Source organism: Microbacterium sp. zg-B185 (assembly GCF_030246885.1).
Lineage (GTDB): Bacteria > Actinomycetota > Actinomycetes > Actinomycetales > Microbacteriaceae > Microbacterium.
On the sequence record NZ_CP126739.1, the window covers coordinates 33,695 to 46,457 of the forward strand.

10 protein-coding genes are annotated in these 12,763 nt (G+C 69.6%); 7 read left to right on the forward strand and 3 right to left on the reverse strand.

Annotation, left to right across the window (positions count from 1 at the left end; genetic code table 11):
- Nucleotides 1-4: 4 nt before the first annotated feature.
- The 7 genes from QNO12_RS00180 to mnhG all read left to right on the forward strand — a co-directional run bounded on the left by QNO12_RS00180 (nt 5) and on the right by mnhG (nt 7,707).
- Nucleotides 5-1,048 carry a LacI family DNA-binding transcriptional regulator gene (locus QNO12_RS00180; RefSeq protein WP_257500933.1) on the forward strand — a complete coding sequence of 348 codons (1,044 nt, stop codon included), beginning with the start codon at nt 5-7 and terminating at the stop codon, nt 1,046-1,048.
- Nucleotides 1,049-1,175: 127 nt separating this feature from the next.
- Nucleotides 1,176-4,193, forward strand: coding sequence for a Na+/H+ antiporter subunit A (locus QNO12_RS00185; protein WP_257500932.1), 3,018 nt, complete (start codon nt 1,176-1,178; stop codon nt 4,191-4,193).
- Nucleotides 4,193-4,762, forward strand: a complete 570-nt coding sequence (locus QNO12_RS00190; RefSeq protein WP_257500931.1) for a Na(+)/H(+) antiporter subunit C — start codon at nt 4,193-4,195, stop codon at nt 4,760-4,762. Before QNO12_RS00185 ends, QNO12_RS00190 begins: the two co-directional genes overlap by 1 nt.
- A complete protein-coding gene (locus QNO12_RS00195; protein WP_257500930.1) occupies nt 4,759-6,315 on the forward strand; it encodes a Na+/H+ antiporter subunit D in 1,557 nt (518 codons plus the stop codon). The genes QNO12_RS00190 and QNO12_RS00195 overlap by 4 nt, the downstream gene beginning before the upstream one ends.
- Nucleotides 6,312-7,010: a Na+/H+ antiporter subunit E gene (locus QNO12_RS00200; protein ID WP_257500929.1), complete on the forward strand. Its 699-nt coding sequence runs from the start codon at nt 6,312-6,314 to the stop codon at nt 7,008-7,010. The genes QNO12_RS00195 and QNO12_RS00200 overlap by 4 nt, the downstream gene beginning before the upstream one ends.
- On the forward strand, nt 7,007-7,276 hold the full coding sequence (locus QNO12_RS00205) for an MrpF/PhaF family protein (protein ID WP_257500928.1): 270 nt from the start codon (nt 7,007-7,009) through the stop codon (nt 7,274-7,276). The genes QNO12_RS00200 and QNO12_RS00205 overlap by 4 nt, the downstream gene beginning before the upstream one ends.
- The gene (mnhG, locus tag QNO12_RS00210) at nt 7,273-7,707 is read left to right on the forward strand and encodes a monovalent cation/H(+) antiporter subunit G (RefSeq protein ID WP_306820476.1); all 435 of its coding nucleotides are present in this window, start codon (nt 7,273-7,275) and stop codon (nt 7,705-7,707) included. The genes QNO12_RS00205 and mnhG overlap by 4 nt, the downstream gene beginning before the upstream one ends.
- A 13-nt stretch (nt 7,708-7,720) precedes the next feature.
- Here the strand turns inward: mnhG and QNO12_RS00215 are convergent, their stop codons facing one another.
- The 3 genes from QNO12_RS00215 to QNO12_RS00225 all read right to left on the reverse strand — a co-directional run bounded on the left by QNO12_RS00215 (nt 7,721) and on the right by QNO12_RS00225 (nt 12,752).
- A complete protein-coding gene (locus tag QNO12_RS00215; RefSeq protein WP_257500927.1) occupies nt 7,721-10,327 on the reverse strand; it encodes a penicillin acylase family protein in 2,607 nt (868 codons plus the stop codon).
- A 161-nt stretch (nt 10,328-10,488) separates the two neighbouring features.
- Entirely contained in the window at nt 10,489-11,931 is a 1,443-nt protein-coding gene (gene argG / locus QNO12_RS00220) for an argininosuccinate synthase (protein ID WP_257500926.1), read from the reverse strand.
- Nucleotides 11,932-12,011: 80 nt separating this feature from the next.
- Nucleotides 12,012-12,752, reverse strand: a complete 741-nt coding sequence (locus QNO12_RS00225; protein WP_257500925.1) for a Pr6Pr family membrane protein — start codon at nt 12,750-12,752, stop codon at nt 12,012-12,014.
- Between the last annotated feature and the right edge of the window lie 11 nt (nt 12,753-12,763).

The following is a 12,763-nucleotide window of genomic DNA, read 5'->3' on the forward strand; positions in this document are numbered from 1 at the left end:
CGCCATGACCGCTCGCAGACCCACGATCAACGACGTCGCCCGCCGTGCCGGTGTCTCGCCCTCCACCGCGTCCGTGGTCTTCAGCGGCAAGACAGCCGTCTCCGATGCCACCCGCCAGCGCGTGCTCGACGCCGCGGGCTCACTGGGTTACACCGGCCCCGACCCCCGCGCGGCGTCGTTGCGCCGCGGCCGCTCCGGCATCGTGGGGGTCGTCTTCGAAGAGCACCTCGGCGCCGCGTTCCTCGACCCGGTCAAGACGCTCATGATGGACGGTCTGACCGACGGGGTCGCCTCCCTCGGTGCCGGCCTGCTGCTGCTGCGCGACCGGGCGCCGCTGGGCACCGAACCGTCGCTGACCACCGCACCGCTCGACGCGGCGGTGCTCGTGGGGTGCAGCGGCATGCTGCGCGAGTCGCTGGACGCGGTCCAGGCACGGGGCATCCCGGTCGTGGTGATCGAAGGGGACGCCGGCGACGGCATCCCTCAGATCCAGCTCGACAACCGCGAGGCGCAGCGCCAGGCAGCCAGCCACGTGCGCACCCTGGGTCACACCCGGGTCGCCCTGGTCACGTTGCCGGCGCACGCCGGATGGGTGCGCGGCCGGCTCGGGCCCGAGGCGGCGATCACCGTCGACGTCACGCGCGAACGATTGGCCGGCGCGCGCGAGGTCTTCCCCGATGCCCCCGCGTACGCGGCGCAGGGCAGCTCCATCGACGAGGGACTGGCGGCCGGCCGCGCACTGCTGGCCGATCCGATCACCCGTCCGACCGCCGTTCTGGCGCAGAGCGATCTGCTCGCCGCCGGGGTCATCCGTGCCGCGGACGAGCTTGGCCTCCGGGTTCCCGAGCAGCTCAGCGTCACCGGATTCGACGGGATCGTGGTGGACGGGTTGGCACCGTATCGACTGACCACGCTGGTCCAACCCGCCGCCGAGAAGGGCCGCGCCGCGGGACAGGCCGTCGCTGCCATGCTGGCCGGTCAGCCCGCCGCATCCATCCGTTTCACGTGCGTCTTCCGGGTGGGAAACACGACCGGTCCGCGCGCCTGAATCCGCCCCCCGCACGGCTCCCGTCGCGCGGGGCGCGTGGATTCGCGCGGTTACACTTATTCGGACACGCCGATCGCCCGCGCCGCCGCCCCCGAGTCGTTCGGCCGACGAACACCGAGGAGGCCGCATGCTGGTCCTCCTCGGCGCGTTCGCGCTCGTCCCACTGCTGCTGCCGTGGCTGGTCCGACGCATCGGAGCGAGAGCCTTCTACGGGGCGGCGCTGCTGCCCATCGCCGCGTTCGTCTACACCGCGGTGCAGATGCCGGCCGTGCTGGCCGGAGACATTCCGTTCGAGGCATTCGACTGGATCCCCTCCCTCGGCATCGAGCTGTCCGCCCGCCTGACCACGCTGTCGTGGATGATGGCGCTCATCGTGACCGGCGTGGGTGCCCTGGTGATGCTCTACTGCCGGTGGTATTTCCGCGGCAAGACCGAGGGCGTCGGTCAGTTCTCCGCGGTGCTTCTCGGCTTCGCCGGCGCGATGTACGGACTTGTCATCACTGATGACCTCATCGTCCTGGTGATGTTCTGGGAACTGACCAGCGTCCTGTCGTATCTGCTCATCGGCTTCTACAACCGCCGCGCGACCAGCCGTCGGGCCGCGCTCCAGGCGCTCCTGGTGACCACCCTCGGCGGGTTGGTCATGCTCATCGGGGTGGTGCTTCTCGTGGTCGACACCGGCACATCGAGCATCTCCGCGATTCTGACGGCCGCGCCCACCGGGGCCGTCGTCGACGCGGCGCTCGTCCTGATCCTCGTCGGCGCGCTCAGCAAGTCGGCGATCTTCCCCTTCCACTTCTGGCTCCCGGGCGCGATGGCCGCGCCCACTCCGGTCAGCGCGTATCTGCACGCCGCCGCGATGGTCAAGGCCGGCATCTATCTCATCGCCCTGTTCGCGCCCGTTTTCGCCGCCTCCGCGCCGTGGCGACCGATCGTCGTCGGGCTCGGCGCGCTGACCATGCTGCTCGGCGGCGTGCAGGCTCTGCGGGAGACCGACCTCAAGAGGATCCTCGCCTTCGGCACCGTCAGCCAGCTGGGCTTTCTGACGGTCGTGCTCGGCTACGGCATCCAGGATGCCGCTCTCGCAGGTCTGGCCCTGCTGATCAGCCACGCGCTGTTCAAGTCGGCGCTGTTCCTGGTCGTGGGCGTCATCGACCGGCAGCTCTCCACACGCGACATCGGGGAGCTGAGCGGAGTCGGCCGTCAGGCTCCGGTCATGGCGACGTTCTCGTTCATCGCCATCGCCTCGATGGTGGGGGTCATCCCGACGATCGGCTTCGTGGCCAAAGAGACGATCCTGACCGCCTTCCTGCACGAGGCTCAGGGCGGCGCGGTCTGGGGCATCGTCGGCCTGATCGGCATCGTCCTGGGATCCATTCTTACGGCGGCATACGGCATCCGCTTCCTGTGGGGAGCGTTCTGGACCAAGAAGGTGGCCGCACCGGCCCCCGAGGACCCCGAAGCGCTGCGCGTGGCCGCCGCCCGGCTCGGGCCGGCACGCGGCACGACGCTGCCGCCGACCGAATGGCCGGACCCCCCGATCGGATTCCTCGGAGCCCCCGTCCTGCTCGCCGCGCTGACCGTCGTGGCCGGGCTCGCCGCCTCTGTGCTGGACCCCGTGCTGGCAACCTACGCGGCGCTGGCGCCGGCGTCCTCCGCGGGGGTGGCGGCGCCCGCGCATCCTGCGCATCTGGCCCTCTGGCACGGTCTCGAGCCGGCGCTGTGGATCTCGCTCGGCACCATTGCGGCCGGTGCCGCACTGTTCTGGCTGGTCGGGACGACGGGCTGGAGTCGGCGGATGCTGCCCTTCACGGCGGCGGACATCTACAACGGGGCGCTGCGGGGCATCGCTCGGCTGTCGGTCGTGATCACCACCTTCACCCAGCGCGGCTCGCTCCCGGTGTACGTCGGCACCATCTTCGTGGTCTTCGTCGCCGCCGAGGGCACGGCACTGCTGCTCGGGACGGAGTGGACGGCCAAGCTGGACGCCTTCCAGACCCCGATGCAACTGGTCGTCGCTCCGCTGATGATCGCCGCCGGTCTGCTGGCCGTGCGCGCCCAGAAGCGCTACAGCGGCGTCGTCCTGGTCTCGGTGACCGGGCTGGGCATGGTGCTGCTGTTCGCCACGAGCGGGGCCCCCGACCTGGCTCTCACCCAGATCCTCGTCGAGACGGTCACCCTGGTCGCCTTCGCCCTGGTGCTGCGCCGGATCCCCTCCCGCATGGGTGAGCACAACGCCTCGGTCTGGCCGGTCGCCCGCGCCGTCCTGGCCGCCGCCGTCGGCGTCACCATGGGCGTCATCGCCATCGTCGCGACCGCCGCACGGTCGGCCAAGCCGATCTCCGACTCCTTCCCGGAGCTCGCGTACGAACTCGGCCACGGCAAGAACGTCGTCAACGTGGCGCTGGTGGACCTGCGCGGGTGGGACACGATGGGTGAACTGTCGGTGCTCATCCTGGCTGCGACGGGAGTGGCATCGCTGGTCTTCGTCACCCACCGAGCCGACACCCTCTCGCTCTCCACCGCGCTGCCGCCCGCGGCGGCGCGCACACGGCGGCCGCTCGTCGAGACCGACGAAGGGGTTCGCCCCCGCGGCGACAGCGCCGGCACCGAGCGGATGGCCTGGCTCGTCGGCGGCCAGCGTGTGCGACCCGAGAACCGGTCGATCATGCTCGAAGTGGTCGTGCGCGTCCTGTTCCACTCGATCATCATCGTGTCGCTGTACATCCTCTTCGCCGGGCACAACCTGCCCGGGGGCGGATTCGCCGGCGGGCTGATCGCCGGGATGGCGCTGGTCATGCGCTATGTGGCCGGCGGTCGCTACGAACTCGGGGCCGCCGCCCCCACGGACGCCGGTCGACTGCTCGGCACGGGAATGTCGATCGCCGTCGCCTGCGCGATCATTCCGCTCTTCTTCGGCGCACCACCGCTGACCAGTGCGTTCTTCGAGATCCAGGTGCCGATCCTCGGACACCTCGAGTTCGTGACCTCGACGTTCTTCGACATCGGGGTGTACCTGGTGGTCATCGGCCTCGTGCTCGACGTGCTGCGCAGCCTGGGAGCCGAGGTCGACCGCCAGACGTACGAGCTGAGCCTGCCCTCCGCATCCGGCACGTCGAACGCGCGCAGCGGGGTGAGCACCTGATGGATGTCTCGCTCGTGCTGATCATCGTGATGGCTGTGCTGTTCGCCTGCGGCGTCTACGCGATGCTGGAGCGGAGCCTGACCCGCGTGCTGATTGGCTTCCTGCTGCTGGGCAACGCGACGAACCTGCTGCTGCTGATCGTGATGGGCCGCCCCGGCGTCGCTCCGTTCTTCGGCGCCGCCGCAACGCCCGAAGAGATGTCGGACCCGCTGCCGCAGGCCCTCACGCTCACCGCCATCGTCATCACCTTCGGCATCTCGGCGTTCCTGCTCGCGCTGATCTATCGCTCCTGGCAGCTCGGCCAGGCCGACACGGTCGAGGACGACGCCGAGGACATCGCGCTGCGCGCACGCGGCGCGGTCGCCGAGGACGCGATGGACGACGAGACCGAGCTGGTCAGCGACGACACCACCACGGACTTCCTGGGGACCGAAACCGCGCCGATCACGCTGCTCGGCAGCCGGGATTTCGCGGGCATCCGCGACGACGCCCCCACCGACCGACCGGCCGCACGGCGCGACGAGCCGCCGCGGCGCATCAGGCCCCCCGAAGACGGGAACGACTCGTGAACGCCCTCGTTCCTCTCCTGGTCACCCTCCCGCTGCTCGGTGCCGCGGCGGCGCTGATCGCGGGGCGGCACCGCAAGGCACAGGTGGCGGTCTCGGTCCTGACGCTCACTGCGGTGCTGGTGATCGCCGCTGTGCTGCTGGTGGTCGTCGACGTCGGCGACGCCCCCCTCGCCGTCTCGGTGGGCAACTGGCCGATCCCGTTCGGGATCGTGCTGTACGTGGACCGCCTGGCGGCCCTGCTGGTGGTCGTCTCCAGCGTCGTCCTCCTGGCGGTGCTGCTCTTCTCGGTCGGCCAGGGCGCCGCCGACGGCGATGACGATACGCCCGTCTCGATCTTCCACCCGTCGTATCTGATCCTGGCGGCGGGCATCTTCACGGCGTTCATCGCCGGCGACCTGTTCAACCTCTACGTCGGGTTCGAGATTCTGCTCGTCGCGTCGTACGTTCTGATCACCCTCGGCAGCACCGAATCCCGCATCCGCACCGGTGTCGTCTACATCGTGGTCTCGCTGGTCTCGTCGATCCTGTTCCTGGCCGCGATCGCGGTGATCTACGGCGCGCTGGGCACGGTCAACATGGTGCAGATCTCCGAGCGGATGATCCAGCTCCCGCAGCAGACGCAGACCGTGCTGCACATCCTGCTGCTGCTCGCATTCAGCATCAAGGCGGCCGTCTTCCCGCTGTCCTTCTGGCTGCCCGACTCGTATCCGACCGCGCCGGCTCCGGTCACGGCGGTCTTCGCCGGCCTGCTGACCAAGGTCGGCGTCTACGCGATGATCCGCACCGAGACCGAGCTGTTCCGCGACAACGACGTCAACCTGCTGCTGCTGATCGTCGCGCTCGCCACCATGATCGTCGGGGTGCTCGGCGCGGTCGCGCAGGCGGAGCTGAAACGCATCCTGTCCTTCACACTGGTCAGCCACGTCGGGTACATGGTGTTCGGCCTGGCGATCGCGACCCCGGCGGCGATCGGCGCGACGATCTACTACATGGTCCATCACATCGTCGTGCAGACGACGTTGTTCCTGGCGGTCGGGCTCATCGAGCGCAACGCGGGCAGCACGTCGATTCTGCGGGTGAAAGGACTGATGCGCGCGGCGCCGGTGATCGCCGTGCTCTACTTCATCCCGGCGATCAACCTCGGCGGACTCCCGCCGTTCTCCGGCTTCATCGGCAAGTACGCGCTGTTCGACGCGGCCGCAGAGGTGGGCACGCCGATCATGCTCGTGCTGATCGTCGGCGGAATCGTGACCTCGCTGCTGACCCTGTACGCGCTGATGCGGGCATGGAACCTGGCGTTCTGGCGCGAGGAGGACGACTCCGCCGAGACCGAGGCGCGGATCTCCTATCTCGGCGGTGCCCCCGCCGCCGCCGTGGAGACCGAGCGTCGCGTCATCCCCCGCATCATGACCGCCGCCACCGCCGGCATGGTCGCGGTCACGGTGGCGCTGACGATCTTCGCCGGACCGCTTTACGCGGTGTGCACGCGCATCGGCGCGGCGCTGCTGGAGCCGGTGAGCATCTCGCAGCTCGAGGACGAGGCAGGCCGATGACCGCGCCGATCCATCACACCTCGCGCCCCCGTCATACCGCGGGGCACGAGGCGGGCGACCCGATCCGCGGCGCCGCCCGCGGTGGGTCCGGAGTGCTGGGCGGCAAGCGCGGCGTCCTGCAGCAGGTGTGGCGCCAGCTGCCGTTCTTCGTCTGGCTCATCGCGCTGTGGATGCTGCTGTGGGGACAGTTCACCGTGCTCGCGTTCGTCACCGGCCTGATCGCCGCGGTGGCCGTCACCCGTGTGTTCCGGCTGCCGCCGGTCGAGCTCTCCGGGCGTGTCAACATCTGGTACGGCGCCATCTTCGTGGTCTCCTTCCTGTGGGCCGTCGTCCGCGGCTCGCTGACCGTGGCCGCGCAGGTGCTCGACTTCCGCCACCAGCCCGGCACCGCCATCATCGCCGTTCCGGTGCGCATCGACGACGACCTGATCATGACGCACACGGCGATCACGGCCTCGCTGATCCCCGGCTCCCTCATCGTCGACGCCGACCGCGACCGGCGCATCCTCTACCTGCACGTCATCGGGGTGCGCAACGCCGAAGACGTCGAAGCGCAGCGGCAGGCCGTGCTGGGGTGGGAGCGCCGCATCGTGATGGCGGTCGGTTCCCGCGCACAGGTCGCTGCTGTCGCGTCCCGCGCAGGCACGTCCGGTGCGGCCGCCGCTACGGACACCGGCTCGGGAGGAGCGCCATGAACCCGCTGCTTGTGGCGATCTACATCGTCTTCGGCGTCGCCGCGCTCCTCACGCTGTGGCGGATCGTGCTGGGTCCGTCGATCCTGGACCGGGCGGTCGCCTCCGACGTCCTCCTCACCGAGGTCATGTGCGTGCTGGGTGCCGACATGGCCATCAACCAGCACACCCGCGCGCTGCCGGTGCTGCTGATCATCGCCGCGGTGGGCGTGTTCGGTTCGATCTCGATCGCGCGCTTCGTGGCGAGGAAGGACAACGTCGACCGATGACCGCACTCATCTCTGGGCCCGTCGCCTGGGCGGCGACCGTTGCGGACGGCGTGGACACGCGCGCCCCCACACCTGTGGACCTGTGGCTGGACGCCACGTCGCTGGTGCTCATCCTCTTCGGCGCGCTGCTGTGCCTGACCGCCGCGATCGGCCTGCTGCGCTGGCGTGATGTGCCGACCCGGCTGCATGCCGCGACGAAGCCGCAGGTGCTCGGACTCATGGTGATCTGCCTGGCGATCGCCCTCTCGCTGCGTTCCTGGCCGGTGGTGGCATTCCTCGTGCCGGTGGTGCTGATCCAGTTCGCCACCGCTCCCCTCTCCGCGCACATGGTCAGCCGGCAGGCCTACCGCAACGGCACCGTCGACGAAAGCTCGCTTCTGGTCGACGAGCTCGCCGAGTCCCGGCGGACACCGCCCGCGGCCGGCGGCTGAGCAGTTCCTCGCGTCAGGATGCCGGGACCAGGGTCAGCGTGTGCGTGGTTGAAGCGTCGACCGCGCTGTCGCTGAAGGCCCATGGCGTCAGCTCCACCCGCTGCCACGTCGGGGTCTGGTCCACGTAGTTCGGGTGGAAGGCGTGGCCGCTGGCGCCGGTGAGATGGTTCCAGCCGGATTCGTCGAAGTCGGACAGATCGATCACCATGCGCATCGATGGGACCGTGACCGTCTCGAACCCGCCGCCGATGTTCCAGCCGGTCGCGTTGGCCACCGACGTTCCCCCGCCGACCCGGTACGGTCCACGATTGAACAGCATCTCGATCGGCGCGATGCCCGAGGACCCGAAGGTGCCGTTCCTCAGCGAGAGGGCATGCAGGGAGCCCCAGTTCCATTTCGCCGGGTTGTCCCCCTGCAGCTGGACCAGTCGGTCGTAGGCACGGTCCGCGGCGTACACGAGCATCTCGTCCCGGCCGCGGATGCCCAGCTCGGCGTTGGTCCACCACTGCGCGTCCGGGTCCTCCAGAAGCCGGTCCACGACGAGGAAGAGACGACTCTGCCCGGTGACCGGCGCCGGCGAGTCGCGTCCCGCGACGAACAGGTCGGTCACCAGCTCATCCCACAGCACGTTCGCGTAGGCCGCGGCATCCGAATCCGGGCTGTTCTGGGCGTCCCAGGAGCGCAACAGGTCCAACGCGGCGTCCGGTCCGCGGCGCCCGGTCTGGATGTCCATGTATGCCGAGGCGAGCTGCCTGCCCATCGCGAACTCGTTGTCGGCCTGGATCTCGCGCATATCCTCGGCGTTGAGCTCGCCCATCGCTGACTTGCGCTGAAGGAGGTCGACGATCCGCGCGGCGCGCCAGCCGTAATCCCAGTCGTCGGTCAGGAAGTACGGGAACGCGTCCGTCACGATGGCGTTGTTGGCTGTGACGATGTAGCCGGCGGTGGGATTGAACGAGGTGGGCAGCTCCTCGAACGGGATGAAGCCCTGCCACGCGTACGCGGAGTCCCAGCCCGGCTGGGGCAGTGAGCCGTCGCCGGCGCCGCGGATCGGCAGCATGCCGGGTGTCTGGTAACCGATGTTGCCGTCCACGTCGGCGTAGACCAGGTTCTGCGCCGGCACGGTGAACCGGGCGGCCGCGGCGCGGAACTCGTTGAAGTCCTGCGCCACGTTGAGGTCGAAGATGGATGCCGCGGTGGTGCCGGGAGTGAGCGCGGTCCACTTCAGGCTGACCGCATATTCCCCCTCCGGTGGCGCCGCCGGGTCGGTGGCGACCCCCTGCGTGCCCATCATCGGATCCGCGGCCATGGCGTCGAACGCGGGGGTCAGGCCGGACACGATCGGTCCGTTGACCGTCGAGCGGATCCGCAGCTGGACGTCGTCTCCGCCCGCGACGCGGATCGTCTCGGACCGCTCCTGCAGCGAGACCAGCTGTCCGTCGCGCCAATAGGAGTCGCCGTCCACCTTCTCGAGGTACAGGTCCGTGACATCGGTGGTCAGATTGGTGAAGCCCCACGCGATGCGGCTGTTGTGGCCGATGACCACGCCCGGCACGCCCGAGAACGCGAAGCCGGACACGTCGAACGGACAGCTCTGCGTCGTGGCACGACACTTCAGGGTGACCTGGTGCCACACGCTGGGCAGCGCGGCGCCCAGGTGGGGGTCGTTCGCCAGCAGCGGCATCCCGGTCTCGGTGAGCTCCCCCGACACCACCCACGAATTCGAGCCGATACCCTCACCGGCGCCGCCGACCAGGGCGCTGACAGCAGCCAGCACGCCCTCGGCTTCGGTCCACTCGACCGACGCGGTGACCGTACCGGGGCCGGCCGGAGTCGCCGCGCCTGCGGACCGGGTCGTGGCGATGGTGGGAACGATCACGGGGTGACGATCGTATGGATACCCGGGGTACAGCTCCGCGACCTCCTCGGGCGCGAGCCGGGTCGCCAGCAGCGCCCGTTCGCTCTCGGTCTCGAGGTTGGAGCGCAGATCCCAGGCCATGGCCTTCAGCCATGCGACGGAGTCCTCGGGCGTCCACGGCTCGATCTCGTAGTCGGCGTTCTGCAGTCCGAGGACCGCGTACTCCAGCGATGCGTCGGCACCGTCGTGATCTGCGAGATAGGCGTTCACCCCGTCGGCATACGCCTCGTAGTAGGACGCGACCGCCGGCTCCAGCGCGGCGACCTCGGCTGCCGCGACCTCCCGCCACCCGAGGGTGCGCAGGAACGAATCGGTCTGCAGCTGGGATGCGCCGAACAGCTCGGACAGGCGGCCGCTGGTGACGTGGCGTCGGAAGTCCATCTCCCAGAACCGGTCCTGCGCGTGCACGTAGCCCTGGGCGAAGAACAGATCGTCGCTGCCGGACGCGGTGATGGTGGGGATGCCGAGCTCATCCCGCTGGACGACGACGTCGCGGTCCAGACCGGACACCGCCACCGTGCCGTCCAGCTGCGGGAAGGATCGCTGAATGGTCCAGACCACGAAGCCCGCCGCGACCAGTGCGATCACGGTGAGACCCGCGATCAGGCCGAAGACCGTCATGCCGAGCGTGCGTCCGATCGAGCGCTTTCCCGGGCGCTCCGGCTGCGAGGTCGGCAGCGGGGCGGTGGCGGGCTTCAGCATCGAAGGGCTTTCATCGGTTCCGGGGGAGACGCGGTGTCATCCGCCGCGGCCCTCAGTCCCACGGGTCCGGTCGCGCGGGCACTGTCTGGAATGCTAGCCCCACACCGCCCGATGTCGAAGTCACGGCCCGCCTCGTGCGCACCCGGGTCGTGCCGGTCGAGTCAGTCGGTGCCGGCGTCGTACATCACGGACTCGGATGCCGCTTCGATCGCCTCTTCGAGGGCCTCCGTCTCGGCATCCGCCGGTGCGGCCGATTCGGTGATCTCGTCCGCTTCACCGGAGGTGATGCGGCCGACCAGGGCGCCGGTGGCGCCGCCGATCATTCCCAGCCCCGCGTACTGCTCGAGGCGTGCCCGCGAGTCGGCGATGTCCAGGTTGCGCATGGTCAGCTGGCCGATGCGGTCGGTCGGGCCGAACGCCGCGTCGCCGACGCGCTCCATGGACAGCTTCGCGGGAGCGTAGGAGAGGTTCGGGCCCGTCGTGTCCAGGATCGTGTAGTCCTCACCGCGGCGCAGTCGCAGTGCGACCGTGCCGTTGATGGTCGAACCCACCCACTTCTGGATGGACTCGCGCAGCATGAGGGACTGCGGCTCGAGCCAGCGGCCCTCGTACATCAGGCGCCCCAGCCGGCGCCCCTGCTCGTGGTAGGTCGCGAGCGTGTCCTCGTTCAGGATGCCGTTGACCAGACGCTCGTAGGCGATGAACAGCAGCGCCATGGCGGGTGCCTCGTAGATGCCGCGGCTCTTGGCCTCGATGATGCGGTTCTCGATCTGGTCGCTCATGCCCAGGCCGTGTCGCCCGCCGATCCGGTTCGCCTCGTGGACGAGTTCGACCGGGTCGGCGTACTCGACGCCGTTGAGGGCGACCGGCCGACCCAGCTCGAACGTGATCGTCACGTCCTCGGTCTCGATGTGCACGGCCGGGTCCCAGAAGCGCACACCCATGATCGGCTCGACGGTCTCGAGCGAGACGTCCAGGTGCTCGAGTGTTTTGGCCTCGTGTGTGGCCCCCCAGATGTTCGCGTCGGTCGAGTATGCCTTCTCGGCGCTGTCGCGGTAGGGGAAGCCGTGCTCGGTGAGCCACGCCGACATCTCGGCGCGACCGCCGAGCTCGGTGACGAAGTCGGCGTCCAGCCAGGGCTTGTAGATGCGCAGGCGGGGGTTGGCGAGCAGGCCGTAGCGGTAGAACCGCTCGATGTCGTTGCCCTTGTAGGTGGAACCGTCGCCCCAGATGTCCACGCCGTCGTCCTTCATGGCGCGCACCAGCAGCGTGCCGGTGACCGCACGGCCCAGCGGGGTGGTGTTGAAGTACGTCTTGCCGCCCGAGCGGATGTGGAAGGCTCCGCAGGCCAGGGCGCCCAGACCCTCCTCGACCAGCGCGGTCTTGCAGTCGACCAGGCGTGAGATCTCGGCGCCGTACTCCAGCGCGCGGCCGGGGATCGCGTCGATGTCATCCTCGTCGGGCTGGCCGAGATCGCCGGTGTACGTGCACGGCACAGCGCCCTTGTCGCGCATCCAGGCCACGGCGACGGATGTGTCCAGGCCCCCGGAGAAGGCGATGCCGACGCGTTCGCCGACGGGCAGGGACTGGAGCACTTTCGACATGGACTCCAGCTTATCGTCGGCGCTGGGCCTCATCCGGCCCGCCGATGAGCAGGTCGCGCAGTACGCCCGAGAATTCGCGGTCACCCACTGATGCGGCCGGCCGGCGGGCCGGCCGGTGCAGGGCTGCGGCCCGTGGTGACCCGTCGCCGGCTCAACCAGATCACCACAGCACCGATCGCCGTCAGCACGAGGGCGATCGTGACGAAACGGACGCCGACGCCGACGTACCCGCCGACCAGACCGCCGGGCACGACGTTCGGGTTGAAGAAGGTGTACGGGTACCAGAAGGGCGCACCGGTGCGCGGATCCACCGTGACCGGACCGCGGAACAGAGTGTAGAAGCCCCACCAGATCGGGAAGACCGGCAGGGCCACGAGCGCGGTCCATGGCACTGTGCGGAGGCGGGGCGCGAGCAGCAGGTCGGCGATCAGGAACAGCGGCACCACCACGTGGACCACCTCGTTGGACCACAACACGCGCGTCCCCTCCGGCACCGGGGGTGAGCGGAGCACGACGTTATAGACGATGCCCGTCCAGATCATGTAGGTCGTGACCGCGGCCAGCGCTGCCGCGATGAGGGGCGGCTCGTCCGCCCCGCGACGCCGAGCCCACCAGGTCCAGCCCGCGGCTGCGCCCAGCGAGAGCATCGCGAGGATGTTGGCCTGCACCGAGAACAGGCTGAAGAAGTTCGCCACGGTCGTGGCCAGGTCCCAGCCCCGGTCCACTGCCGCACCGGCGCTGGCCACGAGCTGCACCGTCAACGCCACGGCGATCACGACGGCGACCGCGGCACGCACGCACGCCCAGGCCCTCGCGCTCATCGCGGCGCCTC

Coding starts and splice junctions, on each gene's coding strand:
- QNO12_RS00180 (WP_257500933.1), top strand. CDS start 5: ATGACCGCTCGCAGACCCACGATCAACGACGTCGCCCGCCGTGCCGGT.
- QNO12_RS00185 (WP_257500932.1), top strand. CDS start 1,176: ATGCTGGTCCTCCTCGGCGCGTTCGCGCTCGTCCCACTGCTGCTGCCG.
- QNO12_RS00190 (WP_257500931.1), top strand. CDS start 4,193: ATGGATGTCTCGCTCGTGCTGATCATCGTGATGGCTGTGCTGTTCGCC.
- QNO12_RS00200 (WP_257500929.1), top strand. CDS start 6,312: ATGACCGCGCCGATCCATCACACCTCGCGCCCCCGTCATACCGCGGGG.
- QNO12_RS00205 (WP_257500928.1), top strand. CDS start 7,007: ATGAACCCGCTGCTTGTGGCGATCTACATCGTCTTCGGCGTCGCCGCG.
- mnhG (WP_306820476.1), top strand. CDS start 7,273: ATGACCGCACTCATCTCTGGGCCCGTCGCCTGGGCGGCGACCGTTGCG.
- QNO12_RS00215 (WP_257500927.1), bottom strand. CDS start 10,327: ATGCTGAAGCCCGCCACCGCCCCGCTGCCGACCTCGCAGCCGGAGCGC.
- argG (WP_257500926.1), bottom strand. CDS start 11,931: ATGTCGAAAGTGCTCCAGTCCCTGCCCGTCGGCGAACGCGTCGGCATC.
- QNO12_RS00225 (WP_257500925.1), bottom strand. CDS start 12,752: ATGAGCGCGAGGGCCTGGGCGTGCGTGCGTGCCGCGGTCGCCGTCGTG.